Consider the following 26963-nt stretch of genomic DNA (forward strand, 5'->3'; position numbering starts at 1 on the left):
AAGAAATTTAATTAAAATTGAGTAATAGCTACCACAATTACATACCTCAAAAAGCAATTCCTTTTGTTCAATTTTTAATTGATAAACATTCTTTTGATTTATTTATCGTAAAACAACGTCAAACAAAACATGGCGATTTCAGAAAATTACCCAATGGTAAATTTCAAATTACAGTAAATAATAATCTTAATAAGCATCAATTTTTATTAACTCTAGTCCATGAAATTGCACACCATGTTACCCATCAAAAATTTGGAAGAGTACAACCTCATGGAAAAGAATGGAAAACTGTTTTTCAGCATTTAATGTTACCCTTTTTAAGGCCTGATATTTACCCTGTTATCATGTTAAATCATTTGGCTAATTATTTAAAAAACCCTAAAGCAAGTACAGATTCTGATGTGAATTTATCTTTAGCGTTAAGAGAAAACAAACCAGAAACAGGTAAACATTTTATATTCGAAATTCCTGTTGGTAGTTTATTTAATTTTAAAAATGTAGTTTACAAACGAGGTAATAAACGAAGAACAAGAATTGAATGCTTAAATACTACGAATAAAAGAGTGTATTTATTCAATCAGAATGTAGAAATAGAGTTGTTGAAATAAATTTAGCTTACTCTCTTTTAATAAATAAAGTATCTAATTTCATTTCTGATTGAAGCCAGCTTCTTAATTCTCTTTCTTTAGGTGATATAATACTGTCTGGCAACCTCATATTCCATTTTATTGTTGCCACAGGAATTGTATCTATTTTAATAAAATCTTTTGATGATAATACACTTGCAAAACCTATAGCTTCAATATCAGAATATCTAATTTTTGCATCTTTAGCAATACTACTAAATGCAACTACATTTTGATTTTTATTTAAAGCATCTTGCTCTATTCTATTATTTAATGTAGAAATGGTTTCTTTTAAATCAGTAATTTCTTTCTGTAAACCATCAATTATATTTTTACTCTGTTGCAACTCTTCTCTGTTTTCTTTGTATGCAGAAGAAATTAAATCGAAAGTTTTGGTATCACTTCCTTTTATTTTTATAGCAAAGTCTTTTATTTTACTATATTCTTGTTTGTTAAGTTGATTTTTTAATAGATTTCTTTCTCCTTCAGTAACCTCATTAAAAAAACTTAATTTTAGTGTTTTTTCATTAGCATCATAAGAATTTTCTATAAGCTGAAAGTTATCTATAGCTTTAATTTCATTTTTAACAAAAGAATTTACTTGCAACTTTATTTGACTTTCTTTAAATACAGTTAAAAAAGTAAATATTGCAGGTATCATTACTGCAACACCAACAATAGTTGCAATAGTTGCATATCTTTTTCTTTTTGCTGTATTTGCATATTTATGCATTGGAAAATTCAGCATTTTTAATACTATAAATGCTGCTAAAGCAATAAAAATGGTGTTAATAGTAAATAGATATAAAGCACCAAAAAAGTAAGGGAAATTACCTTTTGCTAAACCATAACCTGCAGTACATAAAGGAGGCATTAAAGCTGTTGCAATAGCAACACCAAAAATTACAGAAGCTATTGTCCCTTTTTTTGTTCTTGCTACCATTAATGCTAAACCTCCAAAAAATGCTATTAAAACATCTCTAATATCTGGACTAACTCTACCTAATAACTCAGAAGTATCTTCACTTAAAGGAAAAAAGTAAAAAAACATAAATGAAGCAAAAAGACTCAAACCAATCATAATACCTAAATTGGAAAGAGATTTCTTAAATGTATCTATATCATTTAACGCAAAAGACATTCCTAAACCTAAAATAGGCCCCATTAATGGAGATATAAGCATGGCTCCAATAACAACAGCAGTAGAATCTGCATTTAAACCTATAGAAGCTACAAAAACTGCAAAAATTAAAATCCAAGCTGTAGCTCCTTTAAAAGGGATATCTGCTTTAATTGCATCTATTGTTGCTGTATGATCTGTATCTTCTCTAAAATCAAAAAGCTCCATTAAAAAACTACTTATACTTTCTAAAGGGCTAGCTATTTTTTCTTTTTCAGTTGATTTATTTTCCGAATTTTCTTGCATTGATATAAATTGAATACTTTGGAAAGATACAAAAAAGTAGAATTATTTTTTATATTAATAAAAAAGATATAAAAACAAAAAACTCTGCAAAATTTTGCAGAGTTTTTATAATTTTCTGTGACCGGGCTGGGGCTCGAACCCAGGACCCTCTCCTTAAAAGGGAGATGCTCTACCAACTGAGCTACCAGGTCAATTATTTTTTCCTTTTAGCGGGTGCAAATATATAAGTTATTTTCAATAAAACAAATCTATTTTTAATTTATTTCATTTAAATATGCTTCTCTAACTTTCTTGAATAAATTAGAAGAATAAACAAATTTCACAACAGACTCATTATCAGTTTTAAAAATCTCTTTATTACTTCCTTCCCATGCTTTTGTTCCATTTTTAAGAAATAATATTTTTTCTCCAATTTCCATTACAGAATTCATATCATGAGTATTTATTACAGTTGTAATTTTATATTCATCTGTAATTTCTTGTATCAAATTATCGATTACTATTGCTGTTTCAGGGTCTAAACCAGAATTTGGTTCATCACAAAACAAATATTTTGGGTTCATTACAATTGCTCTTGCTATCGCAACTCGTTTTTGCATACCTCCAGATAATTCTCCTGGTAATTTTTTATTTGAGTTATCTAAGTTTACCCTTTGTAAAACAAAATTTACTCGATCTAACATTTCTGAAAGTGGTTGTTTGGTAAACATTTTTAAAGGAAACATAACATTTTCCTCTACAGTTTGAGAGTCAAATAAAGCACTTCCTTGAAAAACCATACCAATTTCTTGCCTCCATTGTCTTTTCCCTTCAATTGTAAATTCTGTATTTACTCTACCATCAAAAGAAATTGTGCCTTCTTCTGGTTGATGCAAACCAATTAAAGTTTTTAGAAAAACTGTTTTTCCAGAACCACTTTGCCCAATAATTAGACTTGTTTTTCCTGGATGAAAAGAGGTAGTAATTCCTTTTAAAACTTTTACATCTCCAAAACCTTTATGTAAATTTTTAACTTCTATCATTTATGTAAGCATCATTTGAGTTAAAAAATAATTTGCAATAACTATTAAAATAGTTGTCCAAACAACAGATTGTGTACTAGCTTTACCAACAGCAATAGAACCACCTTTTACATAATAACCATGGTAAGATGGTACAGTTGCAATTAGAAAGGCAAAAACCAAAGTTTTAAGCATTGCATAAAAAATTAAAAACGGTTTAAATTCTGTTTGTAAACCTTCTATATAATCTACACCACTAAATAAATCTGATAGTACTCCTGCAATCCATCCTCCAAAAAGGCCTAACATCATTCCTAATAAAATTAAAAAAGGGTAAAAGAAAACTGTTGCAATTACTTTTGGTAATACTAAATGATTTAATGAGTTTATACCCATAACATCTAAAGCATCTATTTGCTCTGTAACTCTCATAGTACCAATACTAGACGTTATATATGAGCCTACTTTACCTGCTAAGATAATAGAACAAAAAGTAGGTGCAAACTCTAATATAATAGACCTTTTAGTGGCAAAACCAATTAAAGATTTGGGTATAAATGCACTGTCTATATTTAATGCGGTTTGCAAAGCAATTACACCTCCAATAAAGAAAGAAATAAACATGATGATCCCTAAAGATTTTAAACCTAGTTCTTCAATTTCTTTTAATAAAGATTCATAAAATATTCTGCCTTTCTGAGGTTTTTTAAAAACCTGCTTTAGCATTATAAAATATTTACCAATATGCTCTATATAATTCACAAAATAAATTTTATGCTAAATTAATAAATAACATTTAGACAATATAAAATTACTCTAATCAAAATAAAAAATTAATTATTTTTGCAATAAATAAACATATATACTCTTTATGAAAAATAATATTCTGTTTTTTACTTTTTTCCTTCTACTTTTTATTGGGTGTGAGGTGAAAGAAAAAAAACAAACAAAACCAAAACTTGTAGTGGGAATTGTAATAGATCAAATGCGCTATGACTATTTAACTCGATTTTATGATAGATACTCTGAAAATGGTTTTAAAAGATTATTAAATAATGGATTTTCTTTAGAAAATGCACATTATAACCTAATACCTACTTATACAGCTGTTGGTCATTCTTCTATTTATACAGGAACAACACCTTCTAATCACGGAATAATATCTAACAATTGGTATGATAAATTTTTAAAAAAATCTATTTATTGTGTAGATGATGCTAATTATAAAACCATTGGTAATGATAGTAATGATGGTAAAAAATCGCCACACAGAATGTATTCTACAACTGTTACAGATCAATTAAAATTAGCACAAAACATGAATGGTAAAACCATAGGTATTGCCTTAAAAGATAGATCTGCAATTTTACCTGCAGGTCATACAGCAAATGCAGCTTATTGGTATTATGGTAAAGATAAAGGTGATTTTATTTCGTCTTCTTTTTATATTGATGAGTTGCCTAAATGGGTTTTAGACTTTAATGACTCTGATAAAGCTGAAAGTTATGTTAAAACCCCTTGGGAAACTTTATATAATATTGAAACGTATACAAATAGTATTGTTGATGATAATATTTTTGAAGGAAAATTTAAAGGAGAATCTACAAGTACTTTTCCTCATAATATTCCAGAAATTAAAGAAAAAAATGGGAATTTAGATATTTTAAAGGCAATACCTAATGGAAATTCTTTTACTACAGATTTTGCTAAGGCTGCAATTATTGGTGAAAATTTAGGTAAAAATACGCATACTGATTTTTTAGCTGTAAGTTATTCTTCTACAGATTATGTTGGACATCAATTTGGGCCTGCATCAAAAGAAATTGAAGATACTTATTTACGTTTAGATAAAGATTTAGCTGACCTATTTTCTTTTTTAGACCAACAAGTTGGAAATGACAAATACACAATTTTTTTAACAGCAGATCATGCAGCCGTTCATGTACCAGCTTATTTGCAATCTTTAAAAATTCCTGCTCATTACTTAGACACAAAGCGATTTAGAGATGATATTTTATCAATTACTCAAAAATATTTTAACTCAAAAGAATTAATCGAAAACGTATCTAACTATCAAGTATTTTTGGATAAAAAGAAAATTGAGTCTTTAGGTTTAAATAAAAATAAGGTAGCTGAAAAAATAGCTGAAGAAATTGTAAATTTTGATGGCATTTATAAAGCTGTAACTGCAAAAACATTACAAAGTTCTCATTTTTCTGACGGAATTATGAACTCTTTACAAAATGGATACAATCAAAAGTTTTCTGGTGATGTGCTAATGATTCCTTTTCCTGCAACTTTAACTGGTGGAAAAACAGGTACATCTCATGGTTCTGGTTATTCTTATGACACTCACGTTCCTATACTTTTTTATGGAAATGGAATTAAAAAAGGTGTTTCTAAAAAGCGTTATAATATTACAGATATTGCACCTACAATAGCCAACTTACTAAAAATAGAGGCTCCAAATTCATCCTCAGGAAAAATTGTTGAAGAGGCTTTAAAATAAAAAAGTATTATTTTTTTAAGCATCAATTAGGTTCTATTTAAAATGAGAACTTAATTGATGTTTTTTTATGGCTTTATTTGCTAAAATAATTCCAACTAGTAAAGACAATATTGCACCTATTATCATACCTGGTATAAAATTAATAAACAAAAAGAAGTCGTAAGCTCCATGAAAAATTGTTGCTGCTACTAAACCTATTAAATTGTTTTGTACTTTTTTATCAGAAAACTTAGATTTCCCCATAAAATAGCCCATTAAAATACCAAAAGTTGCGTGTGCTGGTACAGCTGTAAATGCTCTTAACAAACCTGTTGTAAAACCAAATTGATATACATACATTATGTTTTCTAAGGCTGCAAAACCCATAGAAACCATTACTGCATAAACAATACCATCAAAAGGTTCATTAAATTCTTTGTTTTTTTGAGCATAAAATTTTACAATAATATATTTAGAAAACTCCTCTACCAAAGCAACTACAAAAAATGCTTTTACAAATTGCTGAAAAATATTTGTGTAATCTGTTACAGGAAAAATTGCATTGGCAACAGCACCTAAAAGTAATGTTACAAAAACACTAACAATTGCACCTAACAAAAAATTCTTAATTAAGAAATGAATGGGTTCTTTTTCATATTTATCCTTTAGGTAAATAAAAATAACCACAATCATTACAGGTGCAACTGCAAGTAGTAATAACTTCATTTTATTTTAATTTTTAATTGCTTTAGGTAAAAAAACTTCAGCCATCATACAACGTGCACTTCCTCCTCCACAAGTTTCTATGGTATGTAATGAACTAGATATTATATTACAATGATTTTTTATTTTAGCTCTTTGGCTGTCTGTTAAACAATCATTTGCTGCTTGGCTCATTACTAAAAATCGTTCGTTATTTTTGCCTTTAACTTGTAGCATATTACCTGCAAAATGAGTTACTTGTTCTTCTGTAATATCAATAATTTGTTTTTTATCTTCTTTTAAATGCTTTAAAAGGTTTTTACGTTCTTTTTTATCATCTATAGAAGAAAGACAAACTACTGCAAAAGTTTCTGCAACACACATCATAACATTGGTATGATATATTGCTTCTCTTGTATTGTTTACTGTTTGATTTGCTGTAAAAATAACAGGTGTATACTCAAAATCTTCACAAAATTCTATGAATAATTCTTCGTCTGCTCTTGGAGATAAAGCACAATATGCTTTTTTATTTTCTCGATCTAAAATCATACTTCCTGTGCCTTCTAGAAAAATATTATCTTCTTCTGCACTTGTATAATCAACAATATTATCTATTAAAAAACCTTGATTTTCTATCTCTTCTAGAATATCTTCTCTTCTTTCTAAACGTCTATTCTCCGCAAACATTGGGTATATTGCAACAGTACCATCAGCATGAAAAGAAATCCAATTGTTAGGAAAAATAGAATCTGGAGTATCAAATTCTTCGTTATCTGAAACTACAACTACATTTACCCCAAAACTTCTTAAAACATCTACATATTCATCAAACTCTTTTTGTGCTTTATTATTAATCTCTGAATTCTTTAAATCGATTTCTTCTTGGTAATAATTATTTACAGCAGTTTGCTCATTCATCCTAAAACTTACAGGACGAACCATTAAGATTGTATTTGTAGTTTGTTGCATATCTATTTTATTAAAAGGGTAAAATTAGGCTTTTTTATGACATAATTTTATCACTTTAAAATAATTTTACTTGCGTCTAAACTTAGAAAATTTTAAATTGTAGGCATTATTATGATACTGACCTAAATAACTAAAAATCAGAATGAAAATTCTAAAAATCATATTCTTATTTTGTTTGATTTCATTTAACTCTTTAACTGCACAAGAAAGTTGTTTGAGTAACAAAAATTTAAAACAAATAGATTTAGCTTGGGAAAAAGCACAATTGAATTCTGATGTTGATTTTTTTGAGAATAACTTGTCTAAAAACTTTGTTTGGACACATAACAACGCAAAAACTATTGACAATAAAGATGCTGTTATTAACAGAGCTAAAAGGTATTTAAAAAATAAAATTAAATACTCTTATTCTAGAACTACTGAGGGTGTATCTACTGTTATTTATGGCAAAACAGGCATTGTAAATGGTTTTACAGTTGTTCTAAAAACTAAGGATGCTAAACCAGTAATTTATCATTTTATGAGAACTTATTCTGAAAAAAATGGTAAATGTATCTTGATTGCCAATCACACAATGGCTGTTGATAAAACAAAATGGTAAATTAAATTAATCTCTAATTAATGGCATTGTAGAACAACGCAATAACCCTTCTTGCTTAGCAATTTCTGAATAATTTACTTCTTCTACTATAAAACCTTCTGATCTTAACCAAGTATTTAATCTTGTAAAATTTTTCTCAGAAATAATTACTTCTTCAGAAATAGAAAACACATTACTATTCATGTTATACATTTCGTCTTTAGTAATTTCAAAAACATTTTCTTTTCCGAAAAAATTTATTAACCAGTCGTATTCTTCTTCTATTAAAAATCCATTTTTATGGATGATGGCTTTGTTTTTTCCTATTGGTTGAAAACAGCAATCTAAATGAAGTGCATTGTCTTTAGCAATTGTATTCGACTTTCTTAATTCGAAAGATTTAACTGTTTTATTTGGAAATATTTTTTGTAGTTCTTTTACAGCTTCTAAATTTGTACGTGCTGTAATATAATCTGGATAATCATCTCCTGTATAAGTACCAACAAATATATAATCATTCCAAGGCATAACATCACCTCCTTCTACATGACATTCTTCTGGTAGCTGAATTAAATTATCTGGGTTTATTTGATCTAAAACATGCTGTATTGCTAAATATTCTTTTTCTCTATCAGGTAAAATATTAGCTTTTATTAATTTGTCTTCTATTACAAACGCAATATCTCTAGAAAAAATTTGGTTGTAGTTTTCGATAACGTTTGGTCTAAATACTTTTACATCGTATTTCTTAAAAACAGCTGCAACTTCTTCCATTTCTGGAATCATATCAGACTCACTAGGATAAGTACCTGCTAAAACGTGTTCTATACTCTTAGGGTCATAACAGTCTTTAACTTTAGGTGTTTTACCATTGCTATTTGCTATTCCTAAAACTACTGCTCTTAATCTAGACGTTTCGTTATTTACATTTAATTTTATCATAGCATCAAAGCTATAAAAAAAGCTTCATAATTAAATTATGAAGCTTTTAAATTTTTATTAAATAAATACTAAGTATTATCTTTTTTCACATTCAACAAAAGGTCTTTGTGTTTCACCAGTATAAATTTGACGAGGTCTACCTATTGGTTCTTTTTTAAGACGCATTTCTTTCCATTGAGCAATCCAACCTGGTAAACGTCCTAAAGCAAACATTACAGTAAACATTTCTACAGGAATACCCATAGCTCTATAAATAATACCAGAATAGAAATCTACATTTGGGTATAATTTTCTATCAACAAAATAAGGATCGTTTAATGCTTCTTGCTCTAAACTTCTTGCAATATCTAAAATAGGATCATTAACACCTAAATCATTTAAAACTTCATCTGCTGCAACTTTAATAATCTTAGCTCTAGGATCGAAGTTTTTATAAACTCTATGACCAAAGCCCATTAAACGAAAAGGATCGTTTTTATCTTTAGCTTTTGCCATATATTTTTTAGTATCTCCACCATCTGCTTTAATATCTTCTAACATTTCTAATACAGCTTGGTTTGCACCACCATGTAATGGCCCCCAAAGAGCAGAAATACCTGCAGATAAAGAAGCGAATAAACCTGCATGAGATGAACCTACAATTCTTACTGTAGATGTAGAACAGTTTTGTTCATGATCTGCATGTAAAATTAATAATTTATCTAAAGCATTTTTTATTACAGGGTTCATTTTAAACTCTTCATTTGGTTGCTTAAACATTAAATACATAATGTTTTCTACATAGCCCAATGATTTTTTACCATAGTTTAAATGCATTCCTTTTTTCTTACGCATTGTCCAACCAACTAAAACTGGGAATTTACCCATAATTCTAACGATTGCATTATACATATCTTCTCTAGATTCTATATTTACAGAAGCAGGATTAAAAGCTGTTAATGCACTCGTTAAAGAAGAAAGTACACCCATTGGATGAGCATTCTTTGGAAATGCTTCTAAAATCTTTCTCACATCATCATCTACTAAAGAGTGTTCTTTAATATCTGCGTGAAATTTTTCTAATTGTTCTTTATTTGGTAAATCTCCAAATATTAAAGCATAAGCTACTTCTAAAAAATCTGCTTTTTCTGCTAATTCTTCAATAGAATAACCTCTATATCTTAAAATACCTTTTTCTCCATCTAAAAACGTTATAGCGCTTTCACAAGAACCTGTGTTTTTATAACCAGGGTCTATTGTAATTACACCATCAGTTGCACCTCTTAATGTTTTAATATTAATTGCAACTTCATCTTCTGTTCCTTTAATTAATGGAAACTCGTAAGTTTTATCGGCTATCTGTAATTTAGCAGTTTCTGACATTTAGTAATGATTTTTGTTTTTGCGAATATACCAAAATATAAAGGATTTTGAAAGATGTAACATATAGATTTTCGATATTATCAAATAAGGTTAATCGATTAAGCAAAAATTTAAAGAATATAAAAAAAACCTTACTAAAAAGTAAGGTTTTAAAACTGATAAGTATATTATCTATTTATATTTTAAACGCATTTTCTTTTGGAAAATATGCAGTTTCTGCTAATTCTTCTTCAATTCTTAATAATTGATTGTATTTAGCCATTCTATCTGAACGTGAAGCTGAACCTGTTTTTATTTGCCCACAGTTTAATGCTACAGCTAAATCTGCAATAGTATTATCTTCTGTTTCACCAGATCTATGAGACATTACAGAAGTATAACCAGCATTTTTAGCCATGTTTACAGCTGCAATAGTTTCTGTTAAACTACCAATTTGGTTTACTTTAATTAAAATTGAATTTGCAATTCCATTTTCGATTCCTCTTCCTAAACGCTCTACATTTGTTACAAATAAATCATCACCAACTAATTGAACTTTATCTCCAATCTTTTCAGTTAAGTATTTCCAACCTTCCCAATCGTTTTCATCCATACCATCTTCAATAGAAATAATAGGATAGTTAGCTGCTAATTCAGCTAAATAATCAGCCTGCTCTTGGCTAGTTCTTACTACACCTTTACTTCCTTCAAATTTAGTATAGTCGTAAGCTCCATCAACATAAAATTCTGCTGCAGCACAATCTAAAGCAATTTTAACTTCATCACCAAAAGAATAACCAGCATTTTTAACTGCTAAAGCAATTGTATCTAGTGCATCTTCTGTACCATCTAAAGTTGGTGCAAAACCACCTTCGTCTCCTACTGCTGTAGATAAATCTCTATCGTGTAAAACTTTCTTTAAGTTATGAAAAATTTCAGAACCCATTTTCATAGCTTCTGTAAATGTTTCAGCTTTAACTGGCATAACCATAAATTCTTGAAAAGCAATAGGTGCATCTGAATGAGAACCACCATTAATGATATTCATCATTGGTAATGGTAAAGTGTTTGCAGAAACACCACCTACGTATCTATACAAAGGCATACCTAATTCATTTGCAGCTGCTTTTGCAACAGCTAAAGAAACTCCTAATATTGCATTAGCTCCTAATTTAGATTTATTTGGAGTACCATCTAAATCTATCATTAATTTGTCTATTGCATTTTGCTCAAAAACAGAAACTCCTAAAAGTTCTTCTGCAATAATGCTATTTACATTATCTACAGCTTTTAGAACTCCTTTACCCATATAATCTTTACCCCCATCTCTTAACTCTACTGCTTCATGTTCTCCTGTAGATGCTCCAGAAGGAACTGCTGCTCTACCTAAAACTCCATTTTCAGTAGTTACATCTACTTCTACAGTTGGGTTTCCTCTTGAATCAAAAATCTGACGTGCGTGAACGCTAATAATAATGCTCATTTTAATATTTTTTGTTTAATTAATTGAATCTTTTACTACAGTGCTAATTTACAAAAATGAAACAAGTTATATATGATATGTATTTGATTAATTACGAAAACGTTTGCTATTATTAGAATAAAAAAAACCCACTCAGAAACTGAGTGGGAAAATTGCTATGAAAAAGAATGTGATTTCTCAACCACAGTTCAAATATAATTCAAATATTTATTAAAATACCATAAAATAGATAAATAACGATTTTGCATAGACCATCTGCAAAAATGTTACGATAAAACTTTTTTAGATTCCTTAATATTTGAAATAAATTGATCAAATAAATATTCTGAATCATGTGGTCCTGGACTAGCTTCTGGATGGTATTGTACAGAAAAAGCATTTTTATCTTTAATACGAATACCAGCTACAGTATGATCATTTAAATGCAAATGTGTAATTTCTACATTATCATTAGCTTCTGTTTCTTCTCTATTGATAGCAAAACCGTGATTTTGAGAAGTAATTTCTCCTTTTCCTGTTAATAGATTCTTAACTGGATGGTTAATACCTCTATGACCATTGTGCATTTTATAAGTAGAAATTTCTTGTGATAAGGCAATTACTTGATGACCTAAACAAATACCAAATAATGGTAAATCTCTTTTTATAATTTCTTTTGCAACTTCTTGTGCTTCTACTAAAGGTTCAGGATCACCAGGTCCATTAGAAATAAAATATCCGTCAGGATTAAAATTTTCTAATTCTAAAAACGTTGAATTATATGGATATACTTTAATATAAGCTCCTCTTTTAGCTAAATTTCTTAAGATATTCTTTTTAATACCAATATCTAAAGCAGAAATTTTTATATCAGCATTTTCATCTCCTATAAAATAAGGTTCTTTGGTTGATACTTTAGAAGCCAACTCTAAACCTTCCATACTTGGTACAGCTGCTAATTGACTTTTTAATTCATCAATTTTATCAACTTCAGTAGAAATAATAGCGTTCATTGCACCATTATCTCTAATATACGATACTAATGCCCTAGTATCTACATCTGAGATTGCAACTAAATTATGTTTTATAAACCAGTCTTTTAGGTTTCCATCAGAATCTACTCTTGAGTGTGTAAAACTGAAATTTCTACAAATTAAACCTGCAATTTTAATTCCATCAGATTCAACTTCATCATTATTTATACCATAATTACCAATGTGAGCATTTGTAGCCACCATTAATTGTCCAAAATAAGATGGATCTGTAAATATTTCTTGATAACCTGTCATACCTGTATTAAAACAGATTTCTCCTGTAGAAGTTCCTTCTATACCAACAGATTTTCCATAAAAAATTGTTCCGTCTGCTAATAGTACTAGTGCTTTCTTTCTTTGTTGATATTTCATTCTTGTTTTGATAATTTTTCTGACTTTGCAAAAATAAGAATTATCATCTTTTTTTAAGTCAAAGAGTTATTAGTTTTTTTTGACAATAAAAAAGGGATAAACATAAATGCTTATCCCTTTTTAAAATATTTAAACTAAAAAATTTTCATTTTTTATTCTTCTGATTTTTGTTCAGTTGAAGTTTCTTCTACTTGAGCAGTTGCTTCAGTTTTAGAACTACCTCTTCTACTTCTACGAGTAGTTTTCTTAGCTTGTTTACCTTTAGGGTTATAAATTTCGTTGTAATCAACTAATTCAACCATTGCCATAGGAGCATTATCTCCTTGACGATTTCCTAATTTAATAATACGAACATAACCTCCTGGTCTGTCTGCAACTTTAACAGAAACTTCTCTAAAAAGTTCTGTTACTGCATATTTATCACGTAGATAAGAGAATACAACACGTCTATTGTGAGTTGTATCTGACTTAGACTTTGTAATTAATGGCTCTACAAAAACTCTTAATGCTTTTGCTTTTGCTACTGTAGTGTTAATACGTTTGTGTTCTATTAAAGAACAAGCCATATTAGCTAACATCGCCTTTCTGTGCGCTGTTTTTCTACCTAAATGATTGTGTTTTTTTCCGTGTCTCATTTTGACGTTTGTTTTATGCTTTCATCTTGCATCTACCCATTTTGAGGAGCAAAATATGAAAGGTTAATCTCTATCTAATTTGTATTTTGTTAAATCCATTCCGAAACTTAAACCTTTAACTATAACTAATTCTTCTAGTTCTGTTAATGATTTTTTACCAAAGTTTCTAAACTTCATTAAATCACTTTTGTTAAAAGAAACTAAATCTCCTAATGTATCTACTTCTGCTGCTTTTAAACAATTTAAGGCTCTAACAGATAAATCCATATCAATTAATCTAGTTTTTAATAATTGACGCATATGTAATGATTCTTCATCATATGTTTCAGTTTGTGCTATTTCATCAGCCTCTAAAGTGATACGCTCATCAGAGAATAACATAAAGTGGTGAATTAATATTTTTGCAGCTTCTGTTAATGCATCTTTAGGATTAATTGAACCATCAGTATCAATATCGAAAACTAATTTTTCATAATCCGTTTTTTGTTCTACACGATAATTTTCGATTGAATATTTTACATTCTTAATTGGTGTGTAGATAGAATCTGTAAAGATTGTACCAATTGGTGCTGAAGATTTTTTATTTTCTTCTGCAGGTACAAATCCTCTACCTTTTTCTATGGTAATTTCTGCATTTAATTTTACAGATTTATCCATGTTACAAATAACTAAATCTGGGTTTAATACTTGAAAACCAGAAATAAACTTCTGTAAATCTCCAGCAGTAAACTGCTCTTGACCAGATATTGAAACAGATACAGTTTCTCTATCAGTTTCATCAATTTGTTTCTTAAAACGAACTTGTTTTAAGTTTAAGATAATTTCTGTAACATCTTCTACAATACCTGGTACTGTAGAAAACTCATGCTCTACACCATCTACTCTTAATGATGTAATTGCAAAACCTTCTAAAGAAGATAATAAAACTCTTCTTAAAGCATTACCCACTGTTAAACCAAAACCTGGTTCTAATGGTCTGAATTCAAATCTACCTTTAAAATCAGTAGATTCTATCATAATTACTTTATCAGGTTTCTGAAAATTTAAAATTGCCATTTATTTCTTCGTTTTAATTGTTATTTAGTTGCGCGGTTTGTAAGAGTGAAGAAAAACAAACTAACCCTTTGGCTAAATACCAATATGATTAAATTATTATTTAGAATATAATTCTACTATTAATTGTTCTTTGATGTTTTCTGGAATCTGTAGTCTTTCTGGTGCTTTTACAAAAGTTCCAGATTTAGTATCATTATTCCAAGTTAACCATTCATAAACAGTACTATTAGATGCTAATGCATCTTCGATTGCTACTAATGATTTAGACTTTTCTCTTACAGCAACAACATCACCATCTTTTAAACTATAAGAAGGTATGTTAACAATTTCTCCGTTAACAGTAATGTGTCTGTGAGATACTAATTGACGAGCTCCACTTCTAGAGTTAGAAACACCCATTCTGTAAACTACGTTATCTAAACGAGATTCACATAATTGTAATAAAATTTCACCAGTAATCCCTTGAGAAGCTGATGCTTTTTTAAATAAGTTACTGAATTGGCGCTCTAAAATACCATAAGTATATTTTGCTTTTTGCTTCTCCATTAATTGAGTAGCATATTCAGATTTCTTTCCTCTTCTTCTTGCATTTCCATGCTGTCCTGGAGGGAAATTTCTTTTTTCGAAGTTTTTGTCTTCTCCAAAAATTGCTTCACCAAATTTACGAGCAATTTTAGTTTTTGGTCCTGTATATCTTGCCATTTCTTTTGTGTTATAGATAGGGATTATGAATTAAGGCTTATCCTTCGCTAATCTTTATCCTATCAAGTTAAAAAATAATATTAATTGTTTAAAAAAGATGCTGAAACATTGTTCAGCATCTTTTTTTATAAGAATATAAATTATACTCTTCTTCTTTTAGGTGGACGACATCCATTATGAGGAATTGGAGTAACATCAATAATTTCTGTTACTTCGATACCTGCATTGTGTAAAGACCTAATAGCAGATTCTCTACCATTACCAGGTCCTTTTACATAAACTTTTACTTTACGTAAACCTGCTTCTTTTGCAACACCTGCACAATCTTCTGCTGCTAATTGAGCTGCATATGGAGTATTCTTTTTAGAACCTCTAAAACCCATTTTACCTGCAGAAGACCAAGAAATTACGTCTCCTCTTTTATTTGTTAAAGAAATAATGATGTTATTAAAAGATGCTGTTACGTGAGCTTCACCTATTGCATCAATTATTACTTTACGTTTTTTTGCACTTGCTTTTGCCATAATTTTAAATGTTTAGTTATTATGTTTAGTAAATTGTATATATAAATACGGCACACTAAACCATAACTAGGTTAATCACTAACTTATTTTTTCTTGTTAGCAACAGTTTTTCTCTTACCTTTTCTAGTACGAGAATTGTTTTTTGTTCTTTGACCTCTTAAAGGTAATCCCATTCTGTGACGGATTCCTCTTTGACATCCAATATCCATCAAACGTTTGATATTTATTTGAACTTCTGAACGTAATTCACCTTCAATTGTAAAAGTACCTACTTGTTCTCTAATTGCTGCGATTTGATCATCTGTCCAATCTTGAACTTTAATACTTTCGTCAACCTCTGCGTTAGCTAAAACTTCTTTAGCTCTACTGTTTCCTATACCAAAGATGTAAGTTAAAGCAATAACTCCTCTTTTATTCTTTGGAATATCAATACCTGCTATTCTTGCCATTACCCTTGTCTTTGTTTAAATCTAGGATTTTGTTTATTAATCACATATAATCTACCTTTTCTGCGTACTATTTTGCAGTCGGCACTTCTTTTTTTAACTGATGCTCTAACTTTCATCTGTATATTTTTTTAGTATCTGTAAGTAATTCTTGCTTTTGTTAAATCATAAGGACTCATTTCTAATTTCACTTTATCACCAGGTAATAATTTGATATAATGCATACGCATCTTTCCTGAAATGTGAGCCGTTACAATATGTCCGTTTTCTAACTCTACACGAAACATAGCATTTGACAATGCTTCTGTAATAGTTCCATCTTGTTGAATTGCGGGTTGTTTAGCCATCTTACTTATTCGATTTTCTGTTACTATTTCCTGGTTTCATTAAACCATCATAATGACGATTTAATAAATATGAATTTATTTGTTGTAAGGTATCAATTGCAACACCAACCATAATAATTAATGATGTACCTCCATAAAACATTGCCCAACTTTGTTGTACTCCAAACTGAACTACAACTGCTGGTAATATTGATAATACTGCTAAAAATATAGATCCTGGTAATGTAATTCTTGATAATACAGAATCTAATCTATCTGCGGTGTCTTTACCTGGTCTGATACCTGGTATAAAACCACCACTTCTTTTTAAATCATCTGCCATTTTATTTGTGGGAATAGTAATAGCAGTATAGAAATAACTAAAAATGATAATTAATAATGCAAAAATAATATTATATCCTAACCCATTAATATCTTGCAAGCTCGCCATAAATGGAAACTTTTGGGCTAAAGCAACAGGTAAAAACATTATTGCTTGAGCAAATATAATTGGCATTACCCCAGCTGCATTTAATTTTAAAGGAATATAATCTCTAGATGATCCAGCAACATTTTGCACATTACCTGCAACAGTTCTTCTGGCGTATTGAACTGCAATTTTTCTTACAGCAGTAACCAATAATACAGATAATAAAATTACAACAAACCAAACTATGATTTCAATTAAAACCATCATAATACCACCAGCACCTGCGTTTGTAGTTTTAGCCACAAACTCTTGTAAAAATGCTGCAGGAAAGTTAGCAATAATACCTACAGTAATTAATAATGATATTCCATTACCAATTCCTTTATCTGTAATACGCTCACCTAACCACATTGCAAATATTGTACCTGCAGTAAGTATAACAATAGAAGAAACCCAAAAAGTTGGGCCAGAAACTAAAAATGCTTCTGGTCCTAAACCAAATTGAGTTTTAATAGCTGTAATATACGTTGGTGCTTGCACCAAAGTAATACCAATAGTCAACCATCTTGTGATCTGTGTAATCTTTTTACGTCCACTTTCCCCATCTTTTTGTAATTTCTGTAAATAAGGAACAGCAATTCCCATTAATTGAACTACAATAGAAGCAGAAATATAAGGCATAATACCAAGAGCCATAACAGACGCTCGTGCAAATGCCCCTCCAGTAAATGCATTCAATAATCCTAAAAGACCATCTGCAGCACTATCTTTTAAAGCTGCTAACTGTAATGGATCAATCCCTGGTAAAGGAACTGATGCCATAAAACGATATACAGCAATTAAACCGATAGTCAGAAGAATTTTATTTTTTAATTCTTCAATACTAAAAATCTCTTTTAATTTATTAATTAAATTCATCATTTACGGAATGTTATAAAGTTACAGCTTCTCCTCCAACTGCTTCAATAGCCGCCTTTGCTGATGCTGTATATTTATGTACAGTTATGTTTAATTTAGTTTTTAACTCTCCATTACCTAAAATTTTAACTAGGTCATTTTTTCCTGCTAATCTATTAGCTATTAAAATATCTAAATTTACTGTATCAGTTATCTTACCACTATCAACTAAAGCTTGTAACTTGTCTAAGTTGATACCTTGATATTCTTTACGGTTTATATTAGTGAAACCAAATTTTGGAACACGTCTTTGAAGTGGCATTTGCCCACCTTCAAAACCAATTTTTCTAGAATAACCTGAACGAGATTTTGCCCCTTTGTGACCTCTTGTAGAAGTACCTCCATGACCAGAACCTTCACCACGTGCGATTCTTTTCTCTTTTTTAACAGATCCTTCTGCTGGTTTTAAGTTATGTAAACTACTCATTTTAAATATCTTATTTTAATTCCTCTACAGAAATTAAATGTGAAACTTTATTTACCATACCAACAATTGAAGGAGTTGCCTCATGCTCAACTGTCTGGTTTAATCTACGTAAACCTAATGCCTCTAAAGTTCTCTTTTGATTCTTAAGACGCCCGATTTGACTTTTTACTTGTGTAACTTTAATTTTTGCCATCGTTCTTAGATTTATCCGTTAAATACTTTTTCTAAAGAAACACCTCTTTGTTTCGCAATTGCAGCTGCACTACGTAATTGTAATAAAGCATCGAAAGTTGCTTTTACTGCATTATGAGGGTTAGAAGATCCTTGAGATTTAGATAATACATCATGTACACCTACAGACTCTAAAACTGCACGAACTGCACCACCAGCTATTACCCCTGTACCAGGAGAAGCTGGTTTGATGAATACTTTTGCACCACCAAATTTACCTTTTTGTTCGTGAGGTAAAGTACCTTCTAAAATTGGTATTCTTACTAAATTTTTCTTAGCATCTTCTACTGCCTTTGCAATAGCAGAAGAAACATCCTTAGACTTACCTAATCCGTGACCAACAACTCCATTACCATCACCAACAACTACAATAGCAGAGAAACCAAATGCTCTACCACCTTTTGTTACTTTAGTTACACGTTGTACACCAACTAATCTATCTACAAGCTCTAATCCACTTGGCTTAACTCTTTCTACGTTTTTATAACCTTGCATAATTTCTTAAAATTTTAAACCAGCTTCTCTTGCAGCATCTGCTAATACTTTAACTCTACCATGGTATAAATAACCATTTCTATCGAAAGCAACTGTTTCTACTCCTGCTTTTACAGCTTTTTCTGCAATTGATTTACCAACTGCTGTTGCTGCTTCCGCTTTTGTACTTGCTTTTATATCTCTTGATGAAACTGAAGCTAATGTTACTCCGTTTACATCATCTACCAATTGAGCGTAAATTTCTTTATTACTTCTATAAACCGATAATCTTGGTTTTGAAGCTGTACCAGAAATAATTTTTCTGATTCTACGCTTAATTCTAGCTCTTCTCTGTAATTTTGATAATGCCATAGTGCTATATCTTATGCAGATTTACCTGCTTTTCTTCTTAATACTTCACCAACAAACTTCACACCTTTACCTTTATATGGCTCTGGAGCTCTGAAAGAACGAATCTTTGCAGCAACTTGACCTACTAATTGTTTGTCAAATGAAGATAATTTAATGATTGGGTTTTTCCCTTTCTCAGATACAGTTTCAACTTTTACTTCTGGAGCTAAATTTAAAACAATATTATGAGAGAAACCTAAAGCTAAATCTAATTTTTGTCCTTGATTAGAGGCTCTATAACCTACACCAACCAATTCCAATTCTTTAGTCCATCCTTTAGAAACACCTTCAATCATGTTAGCGATTAAAGCTCTCATTAAACCATGTTGTGCTTTATGGTCTTTACTTTCTGACGCTCTATCTAAAACAATAGTTGCATCTTCAATTTTCACTGAAATTCCATTAGAAATAGTTTGAGTTAACTCTCCTAATTTCCCTTTTACAGTGATTACATTTTCATTAATGTTTACATCTACACCTTGTGTTATGCTAACTGGGTTTTTTCCAATTCTACTCATCTTTCAAGATTTAATAAACGTAACATAAAACTTCTCCTCCAACGTTCTCTAAACGTGCTTTTTTGTTTGTCATTACACCTTTTGATGTAGAAACAATAGCAATTCCAAGTCCATTTAATACTCTTGGCATCTCTGTAGAGCCAACATATTTACGTAAACCTGGTGTACTGATACGTTGAATTTTTCTAATTACTGACTCTTTTGTTTCTCTGTCGTATTTTAAAGCTATTTTAATAGTTCCTTGAACTTTATTGTCATTGAACTGATAACTTAAAATATACCCTTGATCGAACAAAATTTTAGTCATTGCCTTCTTCAAGTTTGAAGCTGGCACTTCTACTACTCTGTGTCCTGCAGCGATTGCATTTCTTACTCTTGTAAGAAAATCCGCGATTGGATCTGTATACATATTAATATAAAATTGCGATTACGGTTTTCAATTACCTCTATTTATGCTACAGATTTCTCTGTGATAAATGAACCTATAATCAGTTAAAATTCTTATACTCAAAAAAAATAGAGCGTGCAAAGATACACATTCTATTTTTATATTTAAGCTTTATTTAAAATTTCTACCAACTTGCTTTTTTAACACCTGGTATTAATCCTTGATTTGCCATTTCTCTGAACGTTACACGAGAGATACCAAATTGTCTCATATATCCTTTTGGACGACCAGTTAACTTACATCTATTATGCATTCTAATTGGTGAAGCGTTTTTTGGTAATTTTTGCAATGCTTCATAGTCTCCAGCTTCTTTTAAAGCTTTTCTCTTTTCTGCATATTTTGCAACTGTTTTTGCTCTTTTACGTTCGCGAGCTTTCATTGATTCTTTAGCCATTTCTTAATTTTTTTTGAATGGTAAACCTAATTCTCCTAATAATGACTTTGCTTCCTTATCAGTATTTGCAGATGTTACAAATGTAATATCCATACCGTTAATTTTTTTAACTTGGTCAATATTTATTTCTGGGTAGATGATTTGTTCAGTAATACCTAAATTATAATTACCTCTCCCATCAAATCCATTAGCTTTTATACCGTTAAAATCTCTAACACGTGGTAAAGATGCAGTAACTAATCTATCTAAAAACTCATACATTTTATCACCTCTTAACGTAACTTTTACACCTATAGGCATACCTTTACGTAATTTAAATGATGCAACATCTTTTTTAGACATAGTAGAAATTGCTTTTTGACCAGTAATTTTAGTCAATTCTTCTACAGCATAATCTATTAATTTCTTATCTGCAATAGCAGCACCAACACCTTTAGAAACAACTATTTTTTCTAATTTAGGCACTTGCATTACATTCTTATAACTGAATTCATCAGTAAGAGCTTTTATAACTCTTTCTTTGTATTCTGCTTTTAATCTTGGTACGTAACTCATGATTACTACTATTTTTTAGTTTTTTTAGAGATTCTAGTTTTAGCATCTCCATCAACATTATAACCAACTCTTACAGCAACACCTTCTTCTACTAACATAACGTTAGAGATGTGTAAAGATGCTTCTTTTTTTACAATACCACCTTGAGGATTTTGAGCACTAGGTTTTGTATGCTTAGATACTAAGTTTACACCTTCTACTAATACCCTATCTTTATCCTTGATAATTTGTAAAACTTTACCTTCAGACCCTTTGTTGTCTCCTGCAATTACTTTTACAGTATCTCCTGATTTTAATTTGAACTTCTTCATCTTATATAATGATTTAAAGCACTTCAGGTGCTAATGATACTATTTTCATGAATTGTTTCTCACGAAGTTCACGAGCTACAGGACCAAATACACGTGTTCCTCTCATCTCCTCAGTAGGATTTAAAAGTACACAAGCATTATCATCAAATCTAATGTATGATCCATCCTTACGTCTAACTTCTTTTTTTGTTCTTACAACAACTGCTCTTGATACTTGACCTTTTTTTACAGTTCCGTTAGGAGTTGCAGCTTTTACTGATACAACAATCTTGTCTCCAATACTTGCGTAACGTTTTTTTGTTCCTCCTAAAACTCTAATTACTAAAACTTCTTTAGCTCCAGTATTATCTGCTACTTTTAATCTTGATTCTGTCTGTAACATATTATTTAGCTCTTTCTAGGATTTCTACTAATCTCCAACGTTTAGATTTACTCATAGGTCTAGTTTCCATTATCCTTACAGTATCTCCTTCGTTGCAATCATTCTGTTCGTCGTGTGCAACATACTTTTTCGTTTTTAAAACGAATTTACCGTACATTGGGTGCTTAACTCTCTTAGTTTCTGCTACAACAATAGATTTCTCCATTTTGCTACTAGAAACAACACCAATTCTTTCTTTTCTAAGATTTCTTTTTTCCATCTTTAAAACTGACTATAGAATTATTGTAATTCTCTTTTTGTTAATTCTGTTGCAATTCTTGCTACAGTTCTTCTTAAGCTTCTCAATTGCAATGGATTCTCCATTGGAGTTATTGCGTGAGCCATCTTAAGATCGGTATAATTCTTTTGCAACGCTCCCAATTTCTCATTAAGATCTGCTATAGATAATTCTTTTATTTCTGATTGTTTCATTTTATTTAGAATTATGCATTAATATCAAAATCTCTTGCTATTACAAACTTCGTTTTTACTGGAAGTTTTTGAGCAGCTAAACGTAAAGCTTCTTTTGCTACGTGCATTGGTACACCACCAACCTCAAACAAAATTCTACCTGGCTTAATAACTGCAACAAAATGATCTGGTGCTCCTTTACCCTTACCCATACGTACCTCTAAAGGTTTTTTGGTAATAGGTTTATCTGGAAATATTTTAATCCATAACTGACCTTCTCTTTTCATATGACGAGTTGCTGCAATACGAGCTGCCTCTATCTGACGAGAAGTTAATAAGTTCTGATCTATCGATTTAATACCAAACATCCCATTAGATAGTTGATTTCCTCTTTGAGAATTACCAGACATATTTCCCTTGCCCTTCTGTACCTTACGGTATTTTACTCTTTTTGGCTGTAACATTTTTAATTTCTAATTTTTAAAAATTATTTTCTTCTACGAGGTCCACGTTTAGATCTGTCACCACCTTTACCACCTTGTTTTTTAGACAAGCCAACTAATGGAGATAATTCTCTTTTACCATAAACTTCACCCTTCATGATCCATACTTTTATACCTAATCTTCCATAAGTAGTATGAGCCTCAACAAGTGCATAATCAATATCAGCTCTAAAAGTAGATAGAGGAATTCTACCTTCTTTAAAATGTTCTGAACGTGCCATTTCTGCTCCATTTAAACGACCTGAAATTTGGATTTTAATCCCTTCAGCATTCATTCTCATAGTTGCTTGGATAGCCATTTTGATAGCTCTCTTGTAAGAAATTCTATTCTCAATTTGACGTGCTACACTCGTTGCAACTAATTTTGCATCTAATTCTGGACGTTTAATTTCAAAAATATTAATTTGAACTTCTTTACCAGTAATTTTTTTAAGCTCTTCTTTTAACTTGTCTACCTCTTGACCACCTTTACCAATAATGATACCTGGACGTGCAGTAGTAATAGTTACAGTTACAAGTTTAAGCGTACGCTCAATAATTACTCTAGAAACACTTGCTTTAGATAATCTAGCATTAATATACTTTCTTATCTTATCATCTTCAGCAATTTTATCTCCGTAGTCATTTCCACCATACCAGTTAGATTCCCAACCTCTGATGATTCCTAAACGATTTCCTATTGGATTAGTTTTTTGTCCCATTTCTACTTTGATTAATTACTTAAATTTTTGCTACCTAACTCTAAAGTAACGTGATTAGAACGCTTACGAATTCTATGAGCACGACCTTGTGGAGCTGGTCTTAATCTTTTTAACATTCCTGCGCTATCTACACAAATAGATTTCACATATAAACCTGCGTCTTCAATAGTTGCATCTTCATTTTTAGCTTGCCAGTTTGCAATTGCAGACAATAACAATTTCTCTAAATTGATGGATGCTTCTTTAGGGCTAAACTTTAAGATTTGTAAAGCTTTTTCAACTTCTACTCCTCGTACTTGATCTGCTACTAAACGCATTTTTCTTGGTGATGTAGGACAGTTAGTAAGCTTAGCGAAAGCACGTTGCTTTCTATCTGCTTTTAACTGATCTGCCATATTTTTTTTACGAACTCCCATTTCCTACTATTTTTTACCTTTATTTTTTGCACCAGCGTGTCCTCTAAAAGAACGTGTTGGTGAAAATTCGCCTAATTTATGCCCTACCATGTTTTCTGTAACATAAACTGGTACAAACTGACGTCCGTTATGAACAGCAATAGTTTGTCCAACAAAATCTGGAGAAATCATACTTGCTCTAGACCAAGTTTTGATTACTGTTTTATTTCCAGCTTCTACATTAGCCAACACTTTTTTCTCTAATTTATAGTGAATGTAAGGTCCTTTTTTTAATGATCTTGCCATAACTTAATTATTTCTTTCTACGTTCGATAATGTACTTATTACTAGCTTTAGTCTTAGATCTAGTTTTAAATCCTTTAGCAGGAATACCATTTCTAGATCTTGGATGACCTCCAGAAGAACGTCCTTCTCCACCACCCATTGGGTGATCAACTGGATTCATTCTTACAGCGTTAACTCTTGGTCTTCTACCTAACCATCTTCTTCTACCTGCTTTACCAGATACTAATAATTGATGATCTGAGTTAGATACAACTCCTATAGTAGCAGAACAAGTTAAAAGAATTAATCTTGTTTCACCAGAAGGTAACTTAACTGTTGCATATTTACCATCTCTTGCCATTAATTGAGCAAAAGAACCAGCAGAACGAGCCATAACAGCTCCTTGACCTGGGTGTAATTCTATACAAGAAATTGTAGTTCCTAAAGGAATTTCACTTAAAGGCATAGCGTTTCCAATTTCTGGAGCAACACCACTACCTGATACAATAGTTTGACCTACTTTTAAACCGTTTTGAGCAATTACATAACGTTTTTCACCATCAGCATAACTAAGTAAAGCAATAAATGCAGTACGATTTGGATCGTACTCTATAGTTTTAACTGTTGCAGGCATATCATTCTTATCTCTTTTAAAATCGATAATACGATATCTTTGTTTATGACCACCTCCAATATTACGAGTTGTCATTCTACCTTGATTGTTTCGACCTCCAGATCTTTTTTTCGGTGCCAATAATGACTTTTCCGGCTTATCAGTTGTTATGGTGTCGAACCCATTTACAACTCTAAAACGCTGACCTGGTGTTATTGGTTTTAATTTTCTAACTGACATTCTGTCTTTTCTTAAAGATTGTTATAAAAATCAATACTTTCTCCTTCTGCTAATTGCACAATCGCTTTTTTATACCCGCTCTTAACACCAGTTACTAAACCTTTTTTAGTAAACTTAGTGTTTCTTTGAATAGGGTAATTTAAAGTTTTTACACTTGAGATAGAAACTCCATAAGCTGCTTCAACAGCATCTTTAATCTCTATTTTATTAGCTTTTTTATCTACTACAAATGTATAACGATTATATACTTCACTATCGTTTGTAGCTTTTTCCGTAATAATAGGTTTAATTAAAATACTCATATCCCTATTTGCTTAAATTTGAGTTAATTCCCTCTAAAGAACTTTCAGTAATAACAACTTTATTAGCATTTAAAACACCATAAGTATTAATTTCTGAAGCTTTTACTACTTTAGAATTTTTTAAATTACGTGATGATAAATACACATTAGCATTATCATTACCTAAAACAAATAAAGATTTTTTTGTATCTAATTCTAAAGCTTTTAAAACATCTACAAAGTTCTTAGTCTTTGGAGTCTCAAAGTTTAAATCTTCGATTACTACTAAATTCTTATCATTTGCTTGAATACTTAAAGCAGACTTACGTGCTAAACGCTTTAAGTTTTTATTCAATTTAAAAGAATAATTTCTTGGCCTTGGACCGAACATACGACCACCTCCTCTAAAAACACCAGACTTGATAGAACCTGCTCTTGCAGTACCAGTTCCTTTTTGCTTTTTTATCTTTCTTGTAGAACCAGTAATTTCTGCTCTTTCTTTAGATTTATGAGTTCCTTGACGTTGATTAGCCAAGTATTGTTTAACATCTAAATAAATTGCATGATCATTAGGCTCAATACCAAATACATCATTAGAAAGCTCAACCTTTCTACCTGTATCTTTTCCTGTAATATCTAAAACTGCTAATTCCATTATTTCTGAATAGTTACAAAAGCATTTTTGTGTCCAGGAATAGCTCCTTTAACAACAAGTAAGTTCTTTTCAGCAACTACTTTTAATACCTTTAAGTTTTGTACTTTCACTTTTTCTCCCCCCATTCTTCCTGCCATACGCATTCCTTTGAATACTCTTGCAGGATAAGAAGCAGCACCAATTGAACCAGGAGCTCTTAAACGGTTATGCTGACCGTGAGTTGCTTGACCAACACCACCAAAACCGTGACGTTTTACAACACCTTGAAAACCTTTACCTTTAGACACACCTGATACATCAACGAATTCGCCTTCTTCAAAATGCTCTACTGTAATAGCATCTCCTAATTTATACTCCTCTTCAAACCCTTGGAATTCAACGACTTTTTTCTTAGCAGTGGTGCCAGCTTTTTTAAAGTGACCATCTAACGCTTTGTTAGAACTCTTCGCCTTTTTGTCATCGAAACCAAGTTGTAACGCATTGTATCCGTCAACCTCTTCGGTTCTGACTTGGGTAACAACGCAAGGACCTGCTTCGATTACTGTACAAGGAATATTCTTCCCATTTTCGTCGAATAAGCTGGTCATTCCAATTTTTCTACCTATTAACCCAGACATTTAGTTAAAATTTTAGACGATAGATATATTTATCCAGCGCGTCTCTTATT

The 26963-nt window shown here is 30.7% G+C and carries 40 protein-coding genes and 1 tRNA gene; 3 read left to right on the plus strand and 38 right to left on the minus strand.

Annotated features, from left to right (window positions below):
• Positions 1-17 precede the first annotated feature (17 nt).
• Positions 18-608 carry a SprT-like domain-containing protein gene (locus tag ACJJVK_RS01915; RefSeq protein ID WP_405562589.1) on the plus strand — a complete coding sequence of 197 codons (591 nt, stop codon included), beginning with the start codon at positions 18-20 and terminating at the stop codon, positions 606-608.
• Between the two features lie 7 nt (positions 609-615).
• Here ACJJVK_RS01915 and ACJJVK_RS01920 read toward each other — a convergent pair whose 3' ends face one another.
• The 4 genes from ACJJVK_RS01920 to ACJJVK_RS01935 form a co-directional block, all read right to left on the minus strand.
• Positions 616-2052: a TIGR00341 family protein gene (locus tag ACJJVK_RS01920; protein ID WP_405562592.1), complete on the minus strand. Its 1437-nt coding sequence runs from the start codon at positions 2050-2052 to the stop codon at positions 616-618.
• A 118-nt stretch (positions 2053-2170) separates the two neighbouring features.
• Positions 2171-2243 (minus strand) — tRNA-Lys (locus tag ACJJVK_RS01925).
• 63 nt (positions 2244-2306) lie between these two features.
• Positions 2307-3074 (minus strand): ABC transporter ATP-binding protein, encoded by a 768-nt coding sequence (locus tag ACJJVK_RS01930; protein ID WP_215992992.1) that lies wholly within the window; start codon positions 3072-3074, stop codon positions 2307-2309.
• Positions 3075-3815: an ABC transporter permease gene (locus tag ACJJVK_RS01935; RefSeq protein WP_215992991.1), complete on the minus strand. Its 741-nt coding sequence runs from the start codon at positions 3813-3815 to the stop codon at positions 3075-3077. It lies immediately after the preceding gene.
• 109 nt (positions 3816-3924) lie between these two features.
• Between ACJJVK_RS01935 and pafA the strand changes: the two genes are divergently transcribed.
• Positions 3925-5562 (plus strand): alkaline phosphatase PafA, encoded by a 1638-nt coding sequence (pafA, locus tag ACJJVK_RS01940; RefSeq protein WP_405562594.1) that lies wholly within the window; start codon positions 3925-3927, stop codon positions 5560-5562.
• A gap of 33 nt (positions 5563-5595) precedes the next feature.
• Here pafA and ACJJVK_RS01945 read toward each other — a convergent pair whose 3' ends face one another.
• Positions 5596-6267, minus strand: a complete 672-nt coding sequence (locus tag ACJJVK_RS01945) for a PrsW family intramembrane metalloprotease (protein WP_405562597.1) — start codon at positions 6265-6267, stop codon at positions 5596-5598.
• Positions 6268-6273: 6 nt separating this feature from the next.
• A complete protein-coding gene (ctlX, locus tag ACJJVK_RS01950) occupies positions 6274-7215 on the minus strand; it encodes a citrulline utilization hydrolase CtlX (protein ID WP_405562599.1) in 942 nt (313 codons plus the stop codon).
• Positions 7216-7357: 142 nt separating this feature from the next.
• On the opposite strand from ctlX, the gene ACJJVK_RS01955 reads away from it, so the two are divergent.
• Positions 7358-7816: a nuclear transport factor 2 family protein gene (locus ACJJVK_RS01955; RefSeq protein WP_405562602.1), complete on the plus strand. Its 459-nt coding sequence runs from the start codon at positions 7358-7360 to the stop codon at positions 7814-7816.
• A 6-nt stretch (positions 7817-7822) separates the two neighbouring features.
• On the opposite strand, the gene ACJJVK_RS01960 is transcribed toward ACJJVK_RS01955, so the two are convergent.
• From ACJJVK_RS01960 to rplC, 32 genes are all read right to left on the minus strand, one after another.
• Entirely contained in the window at positions 7823-8737 is a 915-nt protein-coding gene (locus tag ACJJVK_RS01960; protein ID WP_405562604.1) for a dimethylarginine dimethylaminohydrolase family protein, read from the minus strand.
• A gap of 75 nt (positions 8738-8812) precedes the next feature.
• Positions 8813-10099, minus strand: a complete 1287-nt coding sequence (locus ACJJVK_RS01965; protein WP_215992985.1) for a citrate synthase — start codon at positions 10097-10099, stop codon at positions 8813-8815.
• Positions 10100-10274: 175 nt separating this feature from the next.
• Positions 10275-11561 (minus strand): phosphopyruvate hydratase, encoded by a 1287-nt coding sequence (gene eno, locus ACJJVK_RS01970; RefSeq protein ID WP_215992984.1) that lies wholly within the window; start codon positions 11559-11561, stop codon positions 10275-10277.
• A 266-nt stretch (positions 11562-11827) separates the two neighbouring features.
• Positions 11828-12946 (minus strand): glutamine-hydrolyzing carbamoyl-phosphate synthase small subunit, encoded by a 1119-nt coding sequence (gene carA, locus ACJJVK_RS01975; RefSeq protein ID WP_405562609.1) that lies wholly within the window; start codon positions 12944-12946, stop codon positions 11828-11830.
• A gap of 152 nt (positions 12947-13098) precedes the next feature.
• Positions 13099-13581 (minus strand): 50S ribosomal protein L17, encoded by a 483-nt coding sequence (gene rplQ, locus ACJJVK_RS01980; RefSeq protein WP_405562611.1) that lies wholly within the window; start codon positions 13579-13581, stop codon positions 13099-13101.
• A gap of 63 nt (positions 13582-13644) precedes the next feature.
• The gene (locus tag ACJJVK_RS01985; RefSeq protein WP_215992981.1) at positions 13645-14637 is read right to left on the minus strand and encodes a DNA-directed RNA polymerase subunit alpha; all 993 of its coding nucleotides are present in this window, start codon (positions 14635-14637) and stop codon (positions 13645-13647) included.
• Between the two features lie 96 nt (positions 14638-14733).
• Positions 14734-15339: a 30S ribosomal protein S4 gene (rpsD, locus tag ACJJVK_RS01990; protein ID WP_068363346.1), complete on the minus strand. Its 606-nt coding sequence runs from the start codon at positions 15337-15339 to the stop codon at positions 14734-14736.
• A gap of 140 nt (positions 15340-15479) precedes the next feature.
• Entirely contained in the window at positions 15480-15863 is a 384-nt protein-coding gene (rpsK, locus tag ACJJVK_RS01995) for a 30S ribosomal protein S11 (RefSeq protein ID WP_068363343.1), read from the minus strand.
• A gap of 83 nt (positions 15864-15946) precedes the next feature.
• Positions 15947-16312 (minus strand): 30S ribosomal protein S13, encoded by a 366-nt coding sequence (rpsM, locus tag ACJJVK_RS02000; RefSeq protein WP_215992980.1) that lies wholly within the window; start codon positions 16310-16312, stop codon positions 15947-15949.
• Positions 16312-16428 carry a type B 50S ribosomal protein L36 gene (ykgO, locus tag ACJJVK_RS02005; protein WP_004568720.1) on the minus strand — a complete coding sequence of 39 codons (117 nt, stop codon included), beginning with the start codon at positions 16426-16428 and terminating at the stop codon, positions 16312-16314. Before ykgO ends, rpsM begins: the two co-directional genes overlap by 1 nt.
• Positions 16429-16440: 12 nt before the next feature.
• The gene (infA, locus tag ACJJVK_RS02010) at positions 16441-16656 is read right to left on the minus strand and encodes a translation initiation factor IF-1 (protein WP_068206835.1); all 216 of its coding nucleotides are present in this window, start codon (positions 16654-16656) and stop codon (positions 16441-16443) included.
• A gap of 1 nt (position 16657) precedes the next feature.
• Positions 16658-17983, minus strand: a complete 1326-nt coding sequence (gene secY, locus ACJJVK_RS02015; RefSeq protein WP_405568297.1) for a preprotein translocase subunit SecY — start codon at positions 17981-17983, stop codon at positions 16658-16660.
• A gap of 13 nt (positions 17984-17996) precedes the next feature.
• Entirely contained in the window at positions 17997-18449 is a 453-nt protein-coding gene (gene rplO, locus ACJJVK_RS02020; RefSeq protein WP_405562621.1) for a 50S ribosomal protein L15, read from the minus strand.
• 10 nt (positions 18450-18459) lie between these two features.
• Entirely contained in the window at positions 18460-18642 is a 183-nt protein-coding gene (rpmD, locus tag ACJJVK_RS02025) for a 50S ribosomal protein L30 (RefSeq protein WP_215992978.1), read from the minus strand.
• A gap of 11 nt (positions 18643-18653) precedes the next feature.
• Positions 18654-19178, minus strand: coding sequence for a 30S ribosomal protein S5 (gene rpsE / locus ACJJVK_RS02030; RefSeq protein WP_076686301.1), 525 nt, complete (start codon positions 19176-19178; stop codon positions 18654-18656).
• A 3-nt stretch (positions 19179-19181) separates the two neighbouring features.
• Positions 19182-19526: a 50S ribosomal protein L18 gene (gene rplR / locus ACJJVK_RS02035; RefSeq protein WP_405562624.1), complete on the minus strand. Its 345-nt coding sequence runs from the start codon at positions 19524-19526 to the stop codon at positions 19182-19184.
• A gap of 11 nt (positions 19527-19537) precedes the next feature.
• Entirely contained in the window at positions 19538-20083 is a 546-nt protein-coding gene (rplF, locus tag ACJJVK_RS02040) for a 50S ribosomal protein L6 (protein ID WP_405562627.1), read from the minus strand.
• Positions 20084-20093: 10 nt separating this feature from the next.
• Positions 20094-20492, minus strand: coding sequence for a 30S ribosomal protein S8 (rpsH, locus tag ACJJVK_RS02045; protein WP_405562629.1), 399 nt, complete (start codon positions 20490-20492; stop codon positions 20094-20096).
• Positions 20493-20655: 163 nt separating this feature from the next.
• Positions 20656-20925 carry a 30S ribosomal protein S14 gene (gene rpsN / locus ACJJVK_RS02050; protein WP_091891535.1) on the minus strand — a complete coding sequence of 90 codons (270 nt, stop codon included), beginning with the start codon at positions 20923-20925 and terminating at the stop codon, positions 20656-20658.
• A 3-nt stretch (positions 20926-20928) separates the two neighbouring features.
• A complete protein-coding gene (gene rplE / locus ACJJVK_RS02055; protein WP_215992975.1) occupies positions 20929-21480 on the minus strand; it encodes a 50S ribosomal protein L5 in 552 nt (183 codons plus the stop codon).
• Between the two features lie 8 nt (positions 21481-21488).
• Positions 21489-21791: a 50S ribosomal protein L24 gene (gene rplX / locus ACJJVK_RS02060; protein ID WP_405562633.1), complete on the minus strand. Its 303-nt coding sequence runs from the start codon at positions 21789-21791 to the stop codon at positions 21489-21491.
• Between the two features lie 13 nt (positions 21792-21804).
• The gene (rplN, locus tag ACJJVK_RS02065; RefSeq protein ID WP_068363309.1) at positions 21805-22173 is read right to left on the minus strand and encodes a 50S ribosomal protein L14; all 369 of its coding nucleotides are present in this window, start codon (positions 22171-22173) and stop codon (positions 21805-21807) included.
• Position 22174: 1 nt separating this feature from the next.
• Positions 22175-22432, minus strand: coding sequence for a 30S ribosomal protein S17 (gene rpsQ / locus ACJJVK_RS02070; RefSeq protein WP_299062192.1), 258 nt, complete (start codon positions 22430-22432; stop codon positions 22175-22177).
• 20 nt (positions 22433-22452) lie between these two features.
• The gene (gene rpmC, locus ACJJVK_RS02075) at positions 22453-22644 is read right to left on the minus strand and encodes a 50S ribosomal protein L29 (RefSeq protein WP_087565044.1); all 192 of its coding nucleotides are present in this window, start codon (positions 22642-22644) and stop codon (positions 22453-22455) included.
• Between the two features lie 11 nt (positions 22645-22655).
• A complete protein-coding gene (gene rplP / locus ACJJVK_RS02080) occupies positions 22656-23087 on the minus strand; it encodes a 50S ribosomal protein L16 (protein WP_068363304.1) in 432 nt (143 codons plus the stop codon).
• A 23-nt stretch (positions 23088-23110) separates the two neighbouring features.
• A complete protein-coding gene (gene rpsC, locus ACJJVK_RS02085; RefSeq protein WP_068363302.1) occupies positions 23111-23827 on the minus strand; it encodes a 30S ribosomal protein S3 in 717 nt (238 codons plus the stop codon).
• A gap of 11 nt (positions 23828-23838) precedes the next feature.
• Positions 23839-24243, minus strand: a complete 405-nt coding sequence (rplV, locus tag ACJJVK_RS02090; RefSeq protein WP_068363299.1) for a 50S ribosomal protein L22 — start codon at positions 24241-24243, stop codon at positions 23839-23841.
• A gap of 6 nt (positions 24244-24249) precedes the next feature.
• Entirely contained in the window at positions 24250-24528 is a 279-nt protein-coding gene (gene rpsS / locus ACJJVK_RS02095; RefSeq protein WP_109403430.1) for a 30S ribosomal protein S19, read from the minus strand.
• A gap of 7 nt (positions 24529-24535) precedes the next feature.
• Positions 24536-25360 (minus strand): 50S ribosomal protein L2, encoded by an 825-nt coding sequence (rplB, locus tag ACJJVK_RS02100; RefSeq protein ID WP_405562639.1) that lies wholly within the window; start codon positions 25358-25360, stop codon positions 24536-24538.
• A gap of 11 nt (positions 25361-25371) precedes the next feature.
• On the minus strand, positions 25372-25662 hold the full coding sequence (rplW, locus tag ACJJVK_RS02105; RefSeq protein WP_215992972.1) for a 50S ribosomal protein L23: 291 nt from the start codon (positions 25660-25662) through the stop codon (positions 25372-25374).
• Positions 25663-25666: 4 nt separating this feature from the next.
• A complete protein-coding gene (gene rplD, locus ACJJVK_RS02110; RefSeq protein WP_068363288.1) occupies positions 25667-26296 on the minus strand; it encodes a 50S ribosomal protein L4 in 630 nt (209 codons plus the stop codon).
• Positions 26296-26913, minus strand: a complete 618-nt coding sequence (rplC, locus tag ACJJVK_RS02115; protein WP_215992970.1) for a 50S ribosomal protein L3 — start codon at positions 26911-26913, stop codon at positions 26296-26298. The genes rplD and rplC overlap by 1 nt, the downstream gene beginning before the upstream one ends.
• Positions 26914-26963: the final 50 nt, after the last annotated feature.

This window comes from Polaribacter sp. Asnod6-C07 (genome assembly GCF_045063625.1).
In the GTDB taxonomy this organism is placed as follows: domain Bacteria; phylum Bacteroidota; class Bacteroidia; order Flavobacteriales; family Flavobacteriaceae; genus Polaribacter; species Polaribacter vadi_A.

Excerpts from the sequence above, each read along its gene's own strand:
- rplE (WP_215992975.1), bottom strand. The coding sequence starts at position 21,480 with ATGAGTTACGTACCAAGATTAAAAGCAGAATACAAAGAAAGAGTTATA.
- rpsH (WP_405562629.1), bottom strand. The coding sequence starts at position 20,492 with ATGTATACAGATCCAATCGCGGATTTTCTTACAAGAGTAAGAAATGCA.
- ACJJVK_RS01960 (WP_405562604.1), bottom strand. The coding sequence starts at position 8,737 with ATGATAAAATTAAATGTAAATAACGAAACGTCTAGATTAAGAGCAGTA.
- rplR (WP_405562624.1), bottom strand. The coding sequence starts at position 19,526 with ATGGCATTATCAAAATTACAGAGAAGAGCTAGAATTAAGCGTAGAATC.
- ACJJVK_RS01965 (WP_215992985.1), bottom strand. The coding sequence starts at position 10,099 with ATGTCAGAAACTGCTAAATTACAGATAGCCGATAAAACTTACGAGTTT.
- rplF (WP_405562627.1), bottom strand. The coding sequence starts at position 20,083 with ATGAGTAGAATTGGAAAAAACCCAGTTAGCATAACACAAGGTGTAGAT.
- rplO (WP_405562621.1), bottom strand. The coding sequence starts at position 18,449 with ATGAGTAGTTTACATAACTTAAAACCAGCAGAAGGATCTGTTAAAAAA.
- rpsS (WP_109403430.1), bottom strand. The coding sequence starts at position 24,528 with ATGGCAAGATCATTAAAAAAAGGACCTTACATTCACTATAAATTAGAG.
- rplX (WP_405562633.1), bottom strand. The coding sequence starts at position 21,791 with ATGAAGAAGTTCAAATTAAAATCAGGAGATACTGTAAAAGTAATTGCA.
- secY (WP_405568297.1), bottom strand. The coding sequence starts at position 17,983 with ATGAATTTAATTAATAAATTAAAAGAGATTTTTAGTATTGAAGAATTA.
- rpsK (WP_068363343.1), bottom strand. The coding sequence starts at position 15,863 with ATGGCAAAAGCAAGTGCAAAAAAACGTAAAGTAATAATTGATGCAATA.
- ACJJVK_RS01945 (WP_405562597.1), bottom strand. The coding sequence starts at position 6,267 with ATGAAGTTATTACTACTTGCAGTTGCACCTGTAATGATTGTGGTTATT.
- carA (WP_405562609.1), bottom strand. The coding sequence starts at position 12,946 with ATGAAATATCAACAAAGAAAGAAAGCACTAGTACTATTAGCAGACGGA.
- pafA (WP_405562594.1), top strand. The coding sequence starts at position 3,925 with ATGAAAAATAATATTCTGTTTTTTACTTTTTTCCTTCTACTTTTTATT.
- eno (WP_215992984.1), bottom strand. The coding sequence starts at position 11,561 with ATGAGCATTATTATTAGCGTTCACGCACGTCAGATTTTTGATTCAAGA.
- rpsC (WP_068363302.1), bottom strand. The coding sequence starts at position 23,827 with ATGGGACAAAAAACTAATCCAATAGGAAATCGTTTAGGAATCATCAGA.
- rpmC (WP_087565044.1), bottom strand. The coding sequence starts at position 22,644 with ATGAAACAATCAGAAATAAAAGAATTATCTATAGCAGATCTTAATGAG.
- rplB (WP_405562639.1), bottom strand. The coding sequence starts at position 25,360 with ATGTCAGTTAGAAAATTAAAACCAATAACACCAGGTCAGCGTTTTAGA.
- rplQ (WP_405562611.1), bottom strand. The coding sequence starts at position 13,581 with ATGAGACACGGAAAAAAACACAATCATTTAGGTAGAAAAACAGCGCAC.
- ykgO (WP_004568720.1), bottom strand. The coding sequence starts at position 16,428 with ATGAAAGTTAGAGCATCAGTTAAAAAAAGAAGTGCCGACTGCAAAATA.
- rpsQ (WP_299062192.1), bottom strand. The coding sequence starts at position 22,432 with ATGGAAAAAAGAAATCTTAGAAAAGAAAGAATTGGTGTTGTTTCTAGT.
- infA (WP_068206835.1), bottom strand. The coding sequence starts at position 16,656 with ATGGCTAAACAACCCGCAATTCAACAAGATGGAACTATTACAGAAGCA.
- ACJJVK_RS01985 (WP_215992981.1), bottom strand. The coding sequence starts at position 14,637 with ATGGCAATTTTAAATTTTCAGAAACCTGATAAAGTAATTATGATAGAA.
- rpmD (WP_215992978.1), bottom strand. The coding sequence starts at position 18,642 with ATGGCAAAAATTAAAGTTACACAAGTAAAAAGTCAAATCGGGCGTCTT.
- rpsN (WP_091891535.1), bottom strand. The coding sequence starts at position 20,925 with ATGGCTAAAGAATCAATGAAAGCTCGCGAACGTAAAAGAGCAAAAACA.
- ACJJVK_RS01930 (WP_215992992.1), bottom strand. The coding sequence starts at position 3,074 with ATGATAGAAGTTAAAAATTTACATAAAGGTTTTGGAGATGTAAAAGTT.
- rpsM (WP_215992980.1), bottom strand. The coding sequence starts at position 16,312 with ATGGCAAGAATAGCAGGTATTGATATTCCAAAGAATAAAAGAGGAGTT.
- rplN (WP_068363309.1), bottom strand. The coding sequence starts at position 22,173 with ATGTTACAGACAGAATCAAGATTAAAAGTAGCAGATAATACTGGAGCT.
- rplV (WP_068363299.1), bottom strand. The coding sequence starts at position 24,243 with ATGGGAGTTCGTAAAAAAAATATGGCAGATCAGTTAAAAGCAGATAGA.
- rplW (WP_215992972.1), bottom strand. The coding sequence starts at position 25,662 with ATGAGTATTTTAATTAAACCTATTATTACGGAAAAAGCTACAAACGAT.
- rplP (WP_068363304.1), bottom strand. The coding sequence starts at position 23,087 with ATGTTACAGCCAAAAAGAGTAAAATACCGTAAGGTACAGAAGGGCAAG.
- ACJJVK_RS01920 (WP_405562592.1), bottom strand. The coding sequence starts at position 2,052 with ATGCAAGAAAATTCGGAAAATAAATCAACTGAAAAAGAAAAAATAGCT.
- rpsD (WP_068363346.1), bottom strand. The coding sequence starts at position 15,339 with ATGGCAAGATATACAGGACCAAAAACTAAAATTGCTCGTAAATTTGGT.
- ctlX (WP_405562599.1), bottom strand. The coding sequence starts at position 7,215 with ATGCAACAAACTACAAATACAATCTTAATGGTTCGTCCTGTAAGTTTT.
- rplD (WP_068363288.1), bottom strand. The coding sequence starts at position 26,296 with ATGGAATTAGCAGTTTTAGATATTACAGGAAAAGATACAGGTAGAAAG.
- ACJJVK_RS01955 (WP_405562602.1), top strand. The coding sequence starts at position 7,358 with ATGAAAATTCTAAAAATCATATTCTTATTTTGTTTGATTTCATTTAAC.
- rplC (WP_215992970.1), bottom strand. The coding sequence starts at position 26,913 with ATGTCTGGGTTAATAGGTAGAAAAATTGGAATGACCAGCTTATTCGAC.